This window comes from uncultured Kiloniella sp. (assembly GCF_937128705.1).
In the GTDB taxonomy this organism is placed as follows: domain Bacteria; phylum Pseudomonadota; class Alphaproteobacteria; order Kiloniellales; family Kiloniellaceae; genus Kiloniella.
On sequence record NZ_CAKZMP010000237.1, the window covers coordinates 1 to 16121 of the forward strand.

Consider the following 16121-nt stretch of genomic DNA (forward strand, 5'->3'; position numbering starts at 1 on the left):
AGAGTCGGCTGTAAACCGGCGGTAGAGTCTTTGATCTTGGGCGGCGCCAGTGCCAATGTCGCCAACCGCCTCGGCCAGACGCCTTTGATGTTGGCGGTGCGTGGCGGTCACGTGACCATTGTCAGGTTGTTGCTGTTTTTCGGTGCCGCCGACTACTGGGTGGATGTGGACAACAAAAGTGCACTGGACCTGGCTAGAGACTACGAACAACGAGAAATTGTGAACATGCTGCTTAGAAATAAGAGATTGAATCAGTTTTAAATTTTGAAACACAGAATGAATTTAGACATTCAACTCCGTCGAATTTACGCTCCATTTCAAAATATTTTCTTCTAAAGAACTTGCGTCTTTATTTTCAAATATGATACAATAAGCACTTTGGCTTTCGTCCCATTCGTATTCAATAATTTTCGGTAGGGAAGAGTGGGTTGCTTTTTTTAAGTGTCTTAATGCTCATGGTTGCAACTTTTATTTTTTCGCAAGCAAATAAGGAGCAAGAAGAACCAAATTTCAAAAAAGATTTAGTACAGAACCAAAAAACGGTTCAACATAATATTAACTAACTTATAGTTAGTGAATTATGCTATGCGTAATATTGTGTTAATTTAAGTTTTTAAGTATTTTTAATAAAGACAAATGAACTTTTTTCATTTGTCTTTATTATTTTAAAATAGTTATGCTTTCCAAAACAATTAGATATAATGATGTTAAGTTTCAGACAGATTTTTACAGTTTTACTTTTGTTTTTTTATTTTTCTAACTATATAAAATTAAAGATAAAAATAGCATAATTATTAAATTTATATCATACATATTGGTGTTGTTTTTTTAGATATTTTTCTACTTAAAACTTGCAATTTCAGCTAAGTTATATCTGTGCAAAAAGCTCTTTGGCTGATCTGTTTTTAGATGGCGGATAGAACAAAGAGTTTTAGATATAAATTTAGATAATGGTGAATGTGTTGACACAAGTTGCAAGCGAAGTGATCTCTACCCAATCTACTGACGGCGTATCAGGTGACGTATCTGGTGAAATCGGGCAAGAGCAGCTCGTGGGTCAGGCGGCAACAGTTATTGATGTAGCTGTACCGAACGCGGGCGAGACATCGACAATTACGCTTGGCAAAGGTCAAACAGCCAATCTGAACTTTGATGCTTCTGGTGCAACCCCGGTTATTGAGGGCAATAACTTTGTATTGACCTTTGATAATAACGGCGATGGTACATCTGATAGCCGTATTGTTTTTGAAAATCTTGTCGACGCATCCCAGGGCGCTGATGCACCAGTTCTGATTATCGGTGGTGTTGAACTTTCCGCAGGTCTTCTGATTGGTCAGGCACAGGCACTGAACGCCGGAGACACTTTGGAAACAGCTGCGGGTGCAGGTGCTGGTCCACAAGGTGGTGGTGGCAGTCAGTATGATGATGAGACGGGTGATCTTGTTGATCTATTGGACGCACAGGACACATTGGGCCGTACCGAACTTAATTTTAATCTGCTTGACGATGGCGACGAAGAAACCTTGGCTGCGCTGAACGGTGTGCCAGTTAATAATGACGTGGCGCCTGTAAATGTCGAAGTTCACGAAGATGCCCTAAAAGGGGCGAATGCTGAATCTGGCCAAGGTCAGACGTCTGAGATTACAATTTCCTCTGAAGCTTTGGCGACGACGGTTGATGCCGGAACGGACGGTCTTGGCGGATTTGATTTTAACGAAAATATCGCTGGCCCGGTTGGTGTAACATCTCAGGGTGAAGCGGTTAGTTATAAAGTCATTACCGATGGTTCGGGTACGGTTATTGCTGTTCAGGGTGTCACAGGTTCTGGCGATGGTGAGCGCGTTATTTTTGAGCTAACCAAAGATGGTGACGATTTTAACTTTGCTCTTAAAGATCAAATTGATCATACGCCGAATACCCCTGCGAATGATGATGGACAGTCACTTGATCTTGATATTTCAGGTGCTTTTAAGGCTTTTGATACTGATGGTGACGAGGTTGTTCTTGAAACTGCGGTTACCGTTACGATTGAAGACGACGTTCCTGTGGCGGTTGCCGACAGTGAAACCTTGGCGGGTACGGGTACAAATACATCAGTAACAGGTAATGTGCTTGATAACGACGGTGTCGGTGCTGATGGTGGGACGATTACATCGGTTACTTTTGACGGTAAAGAACATGCTGTTGCTGCAGATGGTGTGACAGAGATCGTTGGCACGAACGGTACGCTACAAATTTCCGCAGATGGTGCTTATACCTATACGGCGACAGGCTATCAGGCTGGTGGTGATTTTTCTGTTGGACGTTCGGGAACGGGCGGACGCAGCAGTGATTGGGGCGATGTTAAGCTCTATGCCTATGGCATGAGCGACACACCTGATTTTGATGCTTTGGCTAGCACAGGTGCACATGTAACATTTGGCAGTCGCGGTATTGGTGTATCCGGTGGATCGCCTGCACCGACTCAGATCAATCATGACGCGGTAACTGGTGAAAGCGAAAAGTTGGTTATTGATCTGCAAGCGGATGCAACATCAGCCACGGTCACGGTTTCTAACCTTTATAAAACAGAAAATCAGGGTGAACAAGGGCAGTGGACGGCCTATGATTCCGATGGCAACAAGGTTGCATCAGGCATTCTAAACGACCCGACAATTGATTATAACGACAGCAATGTGGGCACCGCGACAATTGATACCGGGGGCGTTAAGTTCCAGTATCTGGTGTTCGATGCTGTTGGCTATGCCAATGGCGGAAGCAGTCGCGGTGATTCATCTGATTATTTTGTGCGTCAGGTTAGCTTTACCACAGAAGAACAGGGTACAGGCACAGATGTCTTTACCTATGAAATCACAGATGGCGACGGCGATACAACATCCAGCACGTTAAGTCTGGTCGTGGATGGTGCCAATGCTGACTATTCAACCGCAACTGCGGGTATTCAGGCATTTCTAGATTATGACGGTGGTCCGGTTGGTGGTGCCAATGCACCTTCTGGCGGTGCGAATAACGCCGAAATAAAAGGCCAAGTCGGGCTTTCTAAAGAACTGATCAGCGATGATAGCCTTGAAGGTATCGATAATCTGGTCGCAACTGATTTCGGCGATTACGTATATGGTAGCGCCGCAGATAACGAAATTTCATTAGGTGGTGGCAATGATACTTTTGATGATCGCTATAATGGGTCTGGCAATGACACCGTTGATGGTGGCGCTGGCAACGACAGAATGTGGACTGGCGACGGTGACGACACGCTGATCGGTGGTATTGGTAACGATATTCTATCCGGTGAAAGCGGCGACGATCTTCTGATCGGTGGTGCTGGTGATGATACACTGAACGGTGGATCAGGTGCCGATACTTACCAGTTCTCTGGTGCTGATGCTGGTGATACAGATACGATTGTCGGCTTTAATGTTGGACAGGGCGATGTTCTGGACCTGAGCGAGCTGCTACTGGATGATGGATCATTGGCTGCTGCAAGTGATAATTCTGAACTTGCTGCTGCACTGGATGATTATCTTAATGTTTCGACTAATGGGTCGGATACAACCATTACCGTTGATAGTAATGGCGCATTACCGGGTGGCGATAATGTTACGATTGAACTGGATAATGTGAACCTATTAAACGGCGGTATTTCTGAACTGGACGCAATTAAGTCGTTGTTGGATTCAGATAGTTTGGATGTGTTGGGATAATTATTCCAGACAGAATAGTTTCTCATATCCGGTGATATGTGCCAGTGATATATCTGGTGGTAAGTAATAGCCTTGAAGCAATGGGGAAACCTGTTGCTTCAAGGCCTAATTTTTAGGTGTCCTTGTCATCGCCACGATCTTCGTGGCTTGGGCCGTTATGATTTGGGCCATCATCTGAGCTGTAGTGATAGCGAAAGTCACAATGGCTTGCGCCTTCCATAATCGTTTGGCTGCGGTCCAGTTTTATTTTGGGGTCATAGCCTGTGCAAAAGGTGCCATCCCTGCTACAGGACAGAATGTGACCGATTTCGCCTAAGCCCATTTCAGCGTACATTTCTGCAAAGCGGCAACGCGTCACGTTATAATCTACGTTGTTTTCGTTTTCCTGTAGGATATCAATTTCTAGCGCACCATTTGCCATCCACTGTGGCAACAGGGCATGAAAACTTAACAGTGATGTGTCTTTTTCTTGCGTGTCTGCATAGGCTTTGCCGTGTGAGATCGCATTTTTAACAATGGCATTTTTCAAAATTGACTTCGCCCGTTCAACCCCGACTTCGGCAATCATTTCATCATAGATTGGCTTGATGATATTTGCTTCTATTCGGCGTTGTTCCAGAATTGGTAAATCTGTTTTGCTCATCGATTACTCTGTATTGTTGTGTGTGATTGTCAGGCATAAGGGACGCTGAAAGGAATACTTGCTGCCTTCCATCGTAAGGGTCCCGTCGCGCAGGGCAGCGCGGACCTTTTTGTTAACGGGATTGACCTTTGTGAAACCGATATAGAGGTAAATCACCATCGCAATACCGCAGAGTACCTGTAACAAAAATATCCCGAGAAAAACCCCGGCTAAACCAATGCTAAGGGCGACGAAAATCCCCCAGGTCAAAAGAGAATTGTATTGGTAGGTAATACGTTTTGGCGTGTCTTCAAGGATTTTATAAGCTTCGATCATGGACCTAAATGTATCCGTATATATTGTAATTTCGTTTTATTCTTCGACAGACTGTAACAAAGCGCCCTTCATGCTTTGGTAGCCATCAGCGGTGGTTAGATACTCATTGAAGATCATCCCCATCCTAAGTTGGATGAAGGTGCTTTCTTCTAATAGTACAAAACCGTTTATCTGTGAAATGACAGAGATGCCTTCCATTTCACTCTCTACGCGTTGTGAAAACTCAACAAAAAGACATCGGACTTGGTTACAAGGGACTGTCCCGATTAAAGTCCCAGCCAAGTTTCTTTGCTCTACTTCCAGCATAAGTTCAACGGCAAGATCAGTTGGATGCGGGTATATCTGCCCCCCCAACTTTACGTCTGAATTAACAAACTCACTTCCAGCCAAAAGATACAAGTTGTTGATTGAGGATGCATTGTTGACAAGTTTCTGGTTTAGATCTGTTTCGTCGTCGGACTTTAGTTTTGCGCCATAGGATTTAAAACCACCACTTTTGTCCATAACAATGCTTAGTTCGCTATCAACTGGAAACACATTAGGCAGAGGCGGCCATACTTTGTTGTCTTCTTTGACAATATGATCCATATGTAGGTCACTGGATAGCACTGTGGCTTTCCAGACAATGCTATCATCCACAGGTTTTTGATCAATTGCCAGATCATGAGTAGATAGGTTCCAGACTGTTTTTTTGTCGGTGTCCTCGATGTAGCCAGCTAAGAATTTTTCTTTTCGTGAAAGATATTTAGGTCGTTCAAGTTTTATCTTGTACTCGATTAACTCGGCTGCTTCCCGATGTTTTTTTATCTCGTCCTTTATTGATGCGATAAAGTTTTCAACATCGCCTGCAAGCTGGTTTGCTTGAGCCTCCTTAATAACTGCTGACCAAAATACAGCGGTTATCAAACAAAGGATTGATAAAATCTTCATCGATTATTTCCTTTAACGCGGGGTAGAGGCAGGAAGAGAGATTGAGTGTTTTGCAGATTGTGTCACTCAACAGCGTTTATCAAGCCTGAATTGTTTCCTGCGTAGCCTTATGCTTCAGATACAAACCTTCGATACAGGGGACCAAGGCAACAACAATGACGATGACTTGCGCGATAAAGATGGCGCGATAGGTTTCGACTTCTGCCAAGCCATAAAGTTTGGCCCCTTGATAAACGATTTCCAGTATCTCAAGGCCAAATTCAGTACCGAACATGATGACGAGGGCAGGTAACAGCGCCATAACCGGGTTCCCACGGCATTCAGCCATGACAACACCAACGATGATGGTCGTCACCAGTCCCATGCCCGCTGACGAAACCATTTTAGAAGAATAGAAGAAAGCGGCATCAACGGGCAGGTCTGGATAACGAATAAATCCAAGTGATCCGACGAGTAACAGCAGAATGCCAAGGATGAGCAAGGCGGGCATTATGCGGGGCCAGCGGACAAAAAGTGCGCCGCCAAGGGCGACGGCTGCAATCTGGGCGGCAGCACCTAACGAGGCGCGATCTTCGATCAATCCCGGTGCGCAAAGATGTCGAACAAGATAGGCCCCGTCAAAAAAACCTGTAGAGGGAATTTCCATAATAAAAAGGCCAATTAGCAAGAAGGTCGCTGTTGGCGGCAGGCCCTTGGAGATAGATGTTGTGGAGCTATTGAGTGCCTTTGTTTTTTGTTGTCTTCTTTTGAGGTAAATGCCGGAAATTCCCGCAATCACAAAAAATGCTACCATCAATGAAAGACTGATGGGCGAGATGACCCCTGCGAGTGAATTGGACAGGGTCCATGCTTCGAATGCTGCAATCGCGACGATGATAAAGCCAATGGTGCGCCAGTCAATTCGGTCACTTTCCAGCGGTTGGTTTTGTTTAGCTGTTTGACGGGTACTTTGATCTGTGACCGTCTTTAAAACGGTCCGGGTGAGAAACAGGTAAAAGATTGGGAAAATGGCAAAAATCAGGAAGTAATTACCAGTTCCGATATCCAGCGCAACGTATTTAACCAACTGTGGTGTAATCAGAAAGGCGACAGGTTGTGCCGACGTCCAGACCGTTGTCAGGAAAACCCGCTCTCGCTCATTATCCACATCGTTGATGGCTAGCTGTGCGATGGGGGCAAAGAACGAGATGAAAAAACCGCCGAGGGCAAAGGTGGTGATGACCATTAACTCGCGGACGTATAGGGATGGCCCGATTGTCATGGTCAGTCCCAGTAAGGCATAACAGGCCCCGGCAACCAATGCAGAAATGGTGGCGATCTTTTGTGCCCGTTGACGGGTCAGAAGAAAAGGAGCCACAGCAAGTGCCATGACTGAGCTACCGATCAACAGTTCGACCAAAATTTGGGTTTTGTCGACCGAGATATTCAAAAAGCTGGCAAATTCGCCCTCGGAAACAAAAACGGTAGAGGTAACAACCGATTTCAACGCGTTCCCGAGGAAGACAAAGGAAAGAATTGCCAAGCTGACAACGCCAAGCAACTTGTTCATTCAGCTAAAACCTTATCCGTTAAAATCTTATTCATGGGGCAAGTACTAGCTTGGTCATCGTGATTGTTTCGTCATAGCGATCTTATCATTTATGGCATTTCGGCCAGTTTCTTTTCCATATGACCAGCCGCACGTATGGCAAGCGCAGCAATGGTCAGGGACGGTGCATTGACAGGTGTCGTCACATGGCTGCTAGAGCCTATGATGTACAGATTATCATGGTCATGAGCAACCAGATCGGCATTGACCACAGATGTTTTAACATCAGTGCCCATGCGTGTCGTGCCGCCAATAATGGCATTGGACAGGTAAGGATCGTTGTGTTTGACCTCTGTCGCGCCCATGTTCTTGAAGACTTCGAGATTGATGTCCAGACCGACCTTGAGACCTTCTTTGGTATAGTCATCCATCTTGAAGGTAATCTTGGGCTTGGGAATGCCAGCGGTATCCATTTGATCGGAAAGCTCTAGACGGTTGTTTCGATCCGGCAAAACCTCTGCCGATGAATTCAAACGTAAGTGACGCGAAACGTTTTCGTTAATCTGTTTTGATAGATCTGCCCCGATGACGCCTTGATCGATAAGATCATGCGCCATGTTGATGGCGTCACTGTTTCCTGACCAGCCGTTGTTCATAAAGGACGTACCGATGGCGGCCATCTTGCTTCTGAACTCACCATCACGGCGTTCTACCAGACCAGACGTCTGTTGTGGTCCGCGATAAGGGAAGACCGGGTCTGGGGTAAATCCGGTGGTGTCCTGATTTGCTTGGGTTAGCAGATAACGCCCAACGGAATCAGACGAATTGGCAACGCCTTTGTTTGCGGTTTCCTGTTTTGAGTTCAGCAAAAGTCTTGGGTTTTCGATGGCGTGGCCACAAAGAGCAAAGGCCTTGCCGCCAACCCAGAAGGTTGATCCATCCGGCTTTTGAACTTTCACGCGTGTGATCTTCTGATTTTTATCAACTTCCATAAAGGTGACAAGGGCGTTGACCTCTACGCGTGCGCCTTCTTCTTCGGCCTTTTGTGCATCCACAGAAGCGTCGTATTTGGCGCCGATAGGGCAGATTGGCACACAAGTATTGTTGCCACAGCAAACTGGACGATTGTCATAGATCACAGAATTACGGGCATGAGAGAAAATCGCCGAATGTAAGCCCATCTTGGCCAGTGCCTTGGTGACCTGTTTATCCAGATAGGTTTCGGGAATAGGGGGCATTTGGTATGGCGTTTTTCGTGGCGCACCCCAAACGTGATTGGGGTCACCCGCAACACCCCAGCGTTTCTCAGCAACCTCGTAAAAGGGTTCTAGCAGTTCATAATCAATGGGCCAGTCCTCTGCGACGCCGTATAAGCTTTTCATACGAAAGTCTGCCGGGCGCAGCCGATCGGCAAAACCTGTCCAGTGCCACGTGGTTCCGCCAAATATGCGCAGATAAGCCCCGATAAAGAGGTTTTCGTTTAGCGTGTCTTTGTCTTGTACGTAAAAGTCAGCGTAACCGTTGTCTTCTGGGTGAGGTGCGGACGGAATACTTGGGTAGGGGGCTTGCGGGCCTTTGACCGGATTTTCGTAAAACACCTTGAGGAAGTCACCGCGCGGACGTCTGTCGCCAGCTTCCAAGATTAGGACATCTATGCCTTTTTCGCGTAAGGATCGGGCCAGATGCGCCCCGGCCATACCAGCACCAATGATAACGACATCAGCGTTCATTTTGTTTTCTTCAGTCATTACATTTCTCCCCCTTGAAGAGGACCGTGCGTCCAGTGACCAAACTTTGGTCCACCACAAATACCGGGGGCCTTTGCAAAGGCAAGGGATGACCAGGCCAGTGACCAAGGGTAATAAGGAACCGTTGTCGTACTGTTGCCTTTATCATCCGTGCGCGTGATTTCCCCAGTGTAAAGCACCCGGGCAATCAGCTTTGTTTGTTCCTTGAAATCATCACTAGCGTTAATCAGAGCCTCGGTTATAGACCGCCCGTCGACCTGCTGGATGAAGCTGTTCATGGCGTCCTGTCCATAGACGGCAAGAAATTCTGTCTCGACTGCACGGACCATATGATCGGCGATATCAACCACACCACCAATCTGACGAACTGCTTCGCTAAATACCCGCGAACCTGACCCCAGACTTAACGCCTGTGCCTGTCCAGCCAAGGGGATCAGCGCAGCAGAAGCCAGTAAAGAGCGTCTGCTTAGTTTCATATGACTTCTCCTGACGACCTCTTGATAGGTCTTCTTTTTTTGTGGCTCTTGGCTATTCGTTGAACCTTTTGCCCAATGAGTATTAGCCCAGGAATACTAACCCAGAAGCTATGTCTAGGGTCGATCTATTGACTGACGATGACGGCACCACGTGCTCTGTTTGATGTGGAATCCTTGTCCATCATTGCGGCGTAGAGTTCAGCAATCGTCAGCCACACTGGTGGGTATTTGTAGCGGGCAACGTCCATCACCAGAACACGGTCTGTATCGGCGTCATAGGCTGCTACGGGGGAAATATGTCCGCCACCGATTTGACCGATAGGCTTGCGCGAATAGTTGGCTACAAAACGTTTGTTCGGATCGGCAAGTGTCTTGGTGATGGTTTCACGCAGCCAGTTTTCATCGAACTCATCAGCGTGTTTAAACTCAGCCTTTGCCCCTAGATTAATGAAGAATTGGGCCAGTTGCGGCAGCTCCAGCCCTTCGTGTTCAACCATGGCATAGGATTTCACCTTTTGGTTTTCCGGGGTGAAGATTGATGTCTGGGTGAACAGAGGCCAAGGATACAGTTGCGGCGGAACTGGACGTTCAATATCCAGCGAGTTCATAACCCCAGCAATGGAGGCGGGGCCACAGAAAGTCAGGATGTGTTCGCTTTCCAGATAACTTGCCAGTTTTAGATAATCCGTCAGAATTTCGGCATCCCGGAACAGTTGCTCACCCTGTGGTGAGGTCAAGTAGATGTTGTTGTCCACCTTGGCTGTATTATCGGCCTGTACAGTGCCAATAAGAGGCCCAGTAAGAGACAGAGTAACAAAGGCGGCAGCGGCAACTGTATTTAATAGGAACGTTCTCATTTCTGTTCTCCAAACCATTTTGCGAGTTCTTCAATATCTTTGTCAGTGAGGTCTTTGACCATTTCCTGCATCACGAGGGCCTGCCCGCCCGTGCGCTGTCCGTTTTTGTAGTGGCGCAGGGCATTTGCCAGATAGATCGGCTGTTGCCCGGCGATGATTGGCACATCAGCCAAGGCGGGGCGACCATCTTCACCATGACAGGAAAGGCATTGCGAACCCGATGCGGGGATGGGAGTAGGGGGCGGCGATGACGTATCAGCCATTGCTGCCTGTGATAGGAATATGCCGCCAACCAAAAGGGCACTGGTGGCGTAAATTGTGCGTAATTTCGTCATGTTCAGTTATCCAGTTCGTTGCGCGGATCTAGGCTTCGATATTCACATTAATCATCATGCCCGTATCCTCGTGGGGGAGGATGTGGCAGTGCATGACATAGCGACCGGAAAAATCCAGAAAACGCGTTCTGAAGGTCACGGACCCTGCTGCGGGCACACCGATGGTATCCATCCAGGGCTTATTTGGATCAGGCACACCGTTAACAGACATTACCTGAAAAGGATTCACATGAATATGGATAGGGTGCGGGTAGGGTGTGGTATTGATCAAGGTCCATTCTTCGACAGCCCCAACCTTGGAAACCACATCATCCCGACGCGGATCAAAGGGTTCACCGTTAATGGTGAAAAGCGTGTCGTCGAAAAAGCCTTTCACATCCTCTTCGCCCAAAACGATCTTGCGATGCCCTGTCAATTCATCGTCGGTGATATCGGTAAGTATTTTATTTTTCGGTAAATCGCCTTGTGGAATTGCATGGCCAAAGGGCGTCCCAGCCGGAACGCGGGGATCATCTTTGGGGATGACAAAGATATTCGCAAGTTCAACAGATGGCAGCGGCTCTTTACCTTGGTTAAATTTTGGACGTCGTAATTCATAGGCGCCTGCTTTGATGCCCTTAATCAGAACATCAACACGGTTTCCTGGTGCCATATGAATTTCTTCGCGACGCTGGGCCTTGGGCAGGGGATTGCCATCACGGCCGATCTCGTAAATCTCCAGCCCGTCTATTTTAAAGGGGAAGAATTGGGCATCCCCCGCATGGAGAATACGCCAGCGTTGAACTTCGCCCTCGCGGATATAAATTCGAGGCTTGTATTCGCCGTTGACCAGAAAGTCGCGTTCCGCATCAAGGGGCCAGATCGGGTCTTCGGCATCCAATATGCCATCAACTCCGGGGATCGGTGCCTGAATGACCAGAACACGTTCAACGGCTTCTTTGATTTCCGGCACATCATCCAATGTACCCGTGATGACAGCCATACCCGCAGCACCAGACGCAACCTGTGCCGAGACTGATCCATGACGGTGTGGGTGATACCAGTAACTGCCCGCAGGGTGATCATCTGGCACTTCAACAACATAGTTAAATTTCTGATCAGGCTCTATATTCAGATAGACGTTATCGCTGTTGCCTTTGGGACTGACGTGAAACCCGTGATAGTGCATGTTTGTGGTGTTGAAGTGATTGGGAATATTCACTTCTGTCGGCTGATCCGGCGCGTTTTCCGGCATACGGTTTTCGAAGGCGAGTTCGAGTGTATCGCCGGGATCAATTCGCAGGGTCGGACCGGGCAGACTGTTGTTGAAATTTCGCAACAGCGCGGTGCCACTGGGCAATTCAACCTTGTTATAGCTCATATAGATTTCTGCGCGGAGCTGGCCGTCCACAGATCGCAGTTCGGGTGGATTGGGCAGATCATCAGAAATTCCCAGTGGCGAGCGACTGGCTTGAACTTCCTGTGCGTAACTGAAACCACTGTCCGTGATACCCTTGAGCACGATACCACCAGCTGAAAGGGCGGCAGCCCCTTTCAAAAACGTTCGCCGTTTTATTTTTTTCATTTAATTCCCCTGACAGCATAATATTGAGGCGAAAAATACTAATGTGTCGTTAACGCCCGCAGCATATCACAACTCTGCCACAATCGTTGGTCTTCGTTATTATCCTTATATTCTTATATTTGAAGTTACTTTGTATTTTGTAATTATAAGTTGTTACAGTTTTCGCTTAGTACCCTGAAATAGGTCATTATTTTTTTACAGAGGATGCACTGATCAGCAGAAACATACAATTGCTTTTTAAATTATTTTCCTTGTATTTTACGACGGATATACCCACAACAAGATTGTGCATTTATTTAAATTTTGTGAGCTATCCTTATCATGAAAATGACCCGTCCCTGTGTGAGGGAAAAAGTACTGTCCCCCAGGGAATGTCAGGAGTTGATTGATTTGTTTGAAGCCTCATCCGATGTGGCTGATGCTAGGTTGGCTGGCGGGGTAAAAAGCACACTTCGAGAATGCAGCTATTTGTGGCTGGATGATACGGATGAAACGTCTTGGGTTTTCAAAAAGCTTGCCGGGCTGGTATCGCGAGTTAATCAGGACTGGTTCCAGTTTGATCTGGAAGATTTCAAAGAAGGTTTACAGGTGATCCGGTATGATGCGCCTGAAGATCCTAAGGCTCCTGCCGGGCATTATGGTGCACATATGGATATTGGTGCATCAGGTTCTACGGTCAGTCGTAAGCTATCCATCTCGATCCAACTCAGTCATGGCGCAAGCTATAATGGTGGTGAGCTGAGCGTCGATAACGAGGGCAAAGACTGGGTAGCCCAAAAAGATCAGGGAACAGCTGTAATTTTCTCTAGCTTTCTGCAGCATCAGGTGCGTCCGGTGACAAAAGGTACACGCTATGCTTTGGTGGCGTGGGTACATGGGCCAGCCTTTAGATAGCCAACCCCTTTAGATAGCCAGTCCCTTTAGATTTAATTTTTTGAAAATTTGATTGTTCGATTTCTGGCGGGATTGCTCACAGAGTTTTGATCCGCACCTTGCTTGAAGAATCTTTCTTCTAAACCAGATATATTACCAGATAAATTAAAGGTCTTAACCGGACGTTTAATCTTACGCCTCTTCATTGGTGGGGCAGTTGAAGGAAATCATTTCGAGCAAGTCTTGCAGGACGATTTCATTCTGTCAGGCAAACTTAATCTTTATTTAGCTTTCATTTGCCAGAGTACCGGCTAGAGCAGTATCCGCTTGTAAGCATTTGTATTGTGAATACTAGCTTGCTTGTGTCGTCAGTTTGTTTTGCCCCACCCGTCCTTACCCAGTTTGATATCCGGGTAAGATACAAATGGGAAATACTGATTTAATGAACGAAGAACTCAAACTCTGGGCTGGCGCATCGTTAAAGACGGTGCTGAATGGTCAGTCCATTATTGATTCCCCGCGATTACAGGTCACATCACTGGAAGAGGCCGAAGCCTTTCTTGAATGTTACGGTTATGATTACGATCAGCTGGAAGATCGACAAGAGATTGAATCTATCCGTCTGGAAGCGATCGATTTTATCGAAGATATTTTACTGGAAGATGGCGAGGAAATCTTGCCGGAAGTGCGCAATCAAGAAAACATCCTGCATCTTTTAATGTGGGTATCTGAGCCAGAGGCTACAGCACGTTCACGGTGGAGTTGCGCGTTATTGCGTGTGATGCATACCTATGCGCACTGTGGGTCATTTTTTAATGAAAATTATCATGGCCAAATTCAAGATCAGATCTTTAGCCGCTTTGAACAGCACATTCGCTATACATCCAATGGTATATTTATTGGAGATATAGAGCTCGTATCCTATGAAAGTCGTGCGTCTAAATCCCGGAAGTCTGCGGTACTCAAGCTGTTGCATAAGGCTGAAAACGTTGCCGCTGATATTTTTGACTGGATAGGTATTCGCATGGTGACACGCTATCCGCTGGATGCCTTGCGGGTCCTTTGTTATTTGCGTAATCAGAATGTGGTGATGTTTGCTAATATCAAACCATCGCGCTCTCGCAATAGTTTGATTGATGTAGATTGGGTTGAAGAGCGCTGGAAAGGCGTGGAAGATTTGACACAGGTAAGCGTCGATCTAGAGGAAATGCAGTATCCCAAGGAAGTGGGACGAATGACGGACAATGCCTTTAGTGGGGATAGTTATCGTGCGTTGCAATTCACTTGTCGTCAGCGCATCAAGTTAAGGGACACAGACGGGAGCCCGCGTCGTTTTTATTTCCCCTATGAAATTCAGATTCAGGATGAAGAAAGCTATCAGAGCAATCGCAATGGCGCAGCATCGCACGAGCAATACAAGCAACGCCAGACCAGATCAGCCCGACATCGTGTGCTGGGGATCCTCTGCCGCAAAATTAATCGGGTGACTGATTAGTTCTGAATGGTGTTCTTACCTTCTTGAATCTTGTTGTCTGGTAGGGGGCGAAAATCCTGTCTTCAAAATGACTTCGCATTTGCAAGATTTTTTCAAACCAGTTAATTTTATAAGGTATGAATTTGGGCGCTGAGCGCGGCAGGCTGATGAGCAGCAGGCAACCGCGGCGCTTTGCCCCGATTGGATACGGTCTTTATCTTTTCTGTACGTTTTTGTGCGGAGTAAAGCATCTAAAAGGGGCGAAAGCGGAGAACCCTTTTGATGAAGACCATAATAGAACCCTTTCGTATTAAATCTGTTGAACCTATTCGCATGACCACGCCTGAAGAACGGCGTGATTTGTTGAAACAGGCTGAATACAATCTCTTCAAGCTGCATTCTGATGATGTGTTGATTGACCTGTTAACTGACAGCGGGACATCGGCTATGTCATCACAACAGTGGTCCGCCCTGATGGCAGGGGATGAATGTTATGCTGGCTCGCCGTCATTCTATCGCTTTGAAGCCGCTGTGCGGGACCTGATGGATTTCAAACACATCATTCCAACACATCAAGGACGTGCGGCCGAGGCGATCCTGTTCTCTATTCTGGGGGGCGAGGGGAAGTACATTCCATCGAATACCCACTTTGATACCACACGGGGAAATATTGAGAACAGTGGTGCCGAGGCGACAGACCTTGTGATTGCCGAAGGGAAAGATCCGGCGTTGATCCATCCCTTTAAGGGCAATATGGATCTGGATAAGCTGGAAGGCTATCTTGGGGAGCATGGCGATAAAGTGCCTTGTGTGATGCTGACCATCACCAATAATGCCGGGGGCGGGCAACCCGTATCCTTGGAAAATATTCGCAGTACGGCTGCGCTGGCGAAACGTTTTGGCAAACCTTTTATTATTGATGGTTGTCGCTTTGCGGAAAACGCTTGGTTCATTCAGCAGCGTGAAGAAGGACAGGGCAAACGGTCGATCAAGGAAATTGTACGTGATTGTTTTGCCCTTGCGGATGGCATGACGATGTCGGCAAAAAAAGATGCTTTTGCCAATATAGGGGGCTGGCTTGCGCTTAATGATGACGAGCTGGCCGAAAAATGTCGTGCGCGTTTGATCATGACAGAAGGCTTTCCCACCTATGGCGGTCTTGCGGGACGAGATCTGGATGCGATTGCGCAAGGGTTGACCGAGATTGTTGATGAGAACTATCTACGCTATCGCATTCGAACCAATGAATATATCGGTGAACGGTTGGATGCATTGGGTGTGCCCGTGGTGAAGCCCGCGGGTGGACATGCGGTCTTTATTGATGCCCGGCGCTGGTTATCCCATATCGCACCGCTACAATACCCCGGACAGGCCGTCGCCTGTGCACTGTATGAACAGGGGGGTATCCGAGGGTGCGAGATTGGCACGGTCATGTTTGGACGTGCCCCTGATGGAACGGAAAAGCCCGCAGCTATGGATCTGGTACGTTTGGCTATTCCTCGTCGGGTTTATACGCAATCCCACGCGGATTATATGGTAGAGGTTTTTGAAGAGCTCTCGGCCATAAAAGATACCTTGCCGGGATATCGCATTACCAAAGAGCCCAAAATGCTGCGCCACTTTACAGCCAGTTTTAAGCCGTTGTCAGAGGTCGGGTAAAAGGTGAAAATATAGTTT

The 16121-nt window shown here is 47.1% G+C and carries 14 protein-coding genes; 5 read left to right on the plus strand and 9 right to left on the minus strand.

Translation table 11 applies throughout. The features are described from left to right. Together Q0241_RS12345 and Q0241_RS12350 are read left to right on the plus strand one after the other, a co-directional pair. Positions 1 to 261, plus strand: a 261-nt coding sequence (locus Q0241_RS12345; protein WP_299377793.1) for an ankyrin repeat domain-containing protein, incomplete at its 5' end; no start/stop codon positions are given. Between the two features lie 701 nt (positions 262 to 962). After that, positions 963 to 3701, plus strand: coding sequence for a type I secretion C-terminal target domain-containing protein (locus Q0241_RS12350; RefSeq protein WP_299377796.1), 2739 nt, complete (start codon positions 963 to 965; stop codon positions 3699 to 3701). A gap of 112 nt (positions 3702 to 3813) precedes the next feature. Here the strand turns inward: Q0241_RS12350 and Q0241_RS12355 are convergent, their stop codons facing one another. From Q0241_RS12355 to Q0241_RS12395, 9 genes are all read right to left on the minus strand, one after another. Next, complete coding sequence (locus tag Q0241_RS12355) at positions 3814 to 4344, minus strand: L-2-amino-thiazoline-4-carboxylic acid hydrolase (protein WP_299377799.1); 531 nt, start codon at positions 4342 to 4344, stop codon at positions 3814 to 3816. A gap of 3 nt (positions 4345 to 4347) precedes the next feature. After that, on the minus strand, positions 4348 to 4659 hold the full coding sequence (locus Q0241_RS12360) for a hypothetical protein (RefSeq protein WP_299377801.1): 312 nt from the start codon (positions 4657 to 4659) through the stop codon (positions 4348 to 4350). Positions 4660 to 4695: 36 nt separating this feature from the next. Further along, complete coding sequence (locus Q0241_RS12365; RefSeq protein ID WP_299377803.1) at positions 4696 to 5589, minus strand: hypothetical protein; 894 nt, start codon at positions 5587 to 5589, stop codon at positions 4696 to 4698. Between the two features lie 79 nt (positions 5590 to 5668). Then, positions 5669 to 7138: a hypothetical protein gene (locus tag Q0241_RS12370; protein WP_299377806.1), complete on the minus strand. Its 1470-nt coding sequence runs from the start codon at positions 7136 to 7138 to the stop codon at positions 5669 to 5671. 89 nt (positions 7139 to 7227) lie between these two features. Further along, the gene (locus Q0241_RS12375) at positions 7228 to 8865 is read right to left on the minus strand and encodes a GMC family oxidoreductase (RefSeq protein ID WP_299377808.1); all 1638 of its coding nucleotides are present in this window, start codon (positions 8863 to 8865) and stop codon (positions 7228 to 7230) included. Next, on the minus strand, positions 8865 to 9341 hold the full coding sequence (locus tag Q0241_RS12380; protein ID WP_299377810.1) for a hypothetical protein: 477 nt from the start codon (positions 9339 to 9341) through the stop codon (positions 8865 to 8867). Before Q0241_RS12380 ends, Q0241_RS12375 begins: the two co-directional genes overlap by 1 nt. Before the next feature lie 125 nt (positions 9342 to 9466). Next, the gene (locus Q0241_RS12385) at positions 9467 to 10198 is read right to left on the minus strand and encodes a phytochelatin synthase family protein (protein ID WP_299377813.1); all 732 of its coding nucleotides are present in this window, start codon (positions 10196 to 10198) and stop codon (positions 9467 to 9469) included. Then, a complete protein-coding gene (locus tag Q0241_RS12390; protein ID WP_299377816.1) occupies positions 10195 to 10533 on the minus strand; it encodes a c-type cytochrome in 339 nt (112 codons plus the stop codon). Before Q0241_RS12390 ends, Q0241_RS12385 begins: the two co-directional genes overlap by 4 nt. Positions 10534 to 10561: 28 nt before the next feature. Then, positions 10562 to 12097, minus strand: coding sequence for a multicopper oxidase family protein (locus tag Q0241_RS12395; protein ID WP_299377818.1), 1536 nt, complete (start codon positions 12095 to 12097; stop codon positions 10562 to 10564). Between the two features lie 321 nt (positions 12098 to 12418). Here Q0241_RS12395 and Q0241_RS12400 point away from each other — a divergent pair, with 321 nt between their 5' ends. From Q0241_RS12400 to Q0241_RS12410, 3 genes are all read left to right on the plus strand, one after another. Next, a complete protein-coding gene (locus tag Q0241_RS12400) occupies positions 12419 to 12991 on the plus strand; it encodes a 2OG-Fe(II) oxygenase (RefSeq protein WP_299377821.1) in 573 nt (190 codons plus the stop codon). Positions 12992 to 13394: 403 nt separating this feature from the next. Then, entirely contained in the window at positions 13395 to 14465 is a 1071-nt protein-coding gene (locus tag Q0241_RS12405) for a TIGR04552 family protein (RefSeq protein WP_299377824.1), read from the plus strand. 261 nt (positions 14466 to 14726) lie between these two features. Beyond that, a complete protein-coding gene (locus Q0241_RS12410) occupies positions 14727 to 16103 on the plus strand; it encodes a tryptophanase (protein ID WP_299377826.1) in 1377 nt (458 codons plus the stop codon). Positions 16104 to 16121 lie beyond the last annotated feature (18 nt).

Excerpts from the sequence above, each read along its gene's own strand:
- Q0241_RS12355 (WP_299377799.1), bottom strand. The coding sequence starts at position 4,344 with ATGAGCAAAACAGATTTACCAATTCTGGAACAACGCCGAATAGAAGCA.
- Q0241_RS12360 (WP_299377801.1), bottom strand. The coding sequence starts at position 4,659 with ATGATCGAAGCTTATAAAATCCTTGAAGACACGCCAAAACGTATTACC.
- Q0241_RS12365 (WP_299377803.1), bottom strand. The coding sequence starts at position 5,589 with ATGAAGATTTTATCAATCCTTTGTTTGATAACCGCTGTATTTTGGTCA.
- Q0241_RS12370 (WP_299377806.1), bottom strand. The coding sequence starts at position 7,138 with ATGAACAAGTTGCTTGGCGTTGTCAGCTTGGCAATTCTTTCCTTTGTC.
- Q0241_RS12375 (WP_299377808.1), bottom strand. The coding sequence starts at position 8,865 with ATGACTGAAGAAAACAAAATGAACGCTGATGTCGTTATCATTGGTGCT.
- Q0241_RS12380 (WP_299377810.1), bottom strand. The coding sequence starts at position 9,341 with ATGAAACTAAGCAGACGCTCTTTACTGGCTTCTGCTGCGCTGATCCCC.
- Q0241_RS12385 (WP_299377813.1), bottom strand. The coding sequence starts at position 10,198 with ATGAGAACGTTCCTATTAAATACAGTTGCCGCTGCCGCCTTTGTTACT.
- Q0241_RS12390 (WP_299377816.1), bottom strand. The coding sequence starts at position 10,533 with ATGACGAAATTACGCACAATTTACGCCACCAGTGCCCTTTTGGTTGGC.
- Q0241_RS12395 (WP_299377818.1), bottom strand. The coding sequence starts at position 12,097 with ATGAAAAAAATAAAACGGCGAACGTTTTTGAAAGGGGCTGCCGCCCTT.
- Q0241_RS12400 (WP_299377821.1), top strand. The coding sequence starts at position 12,419 with ATGAAAATGACCCGTCCCTGTGTGAGGGAAAAAGTACTGTCCCCCAGG.
- Q0241_RS12405 (WP_299377824.1), top strand. The coding sequence starts at position 13,395 with ATGGGAAATACTGATTTAATGAACGAAGAACTCAAACTCTGGGCTGGC.
- Q0241_RS12410 (WP_299377826.1), top strand. The coding sequence starts at position 14,727 with ATGAAGACCATAATAGAACCCTTTCGTATTAAATCTGTTGAACCTATT.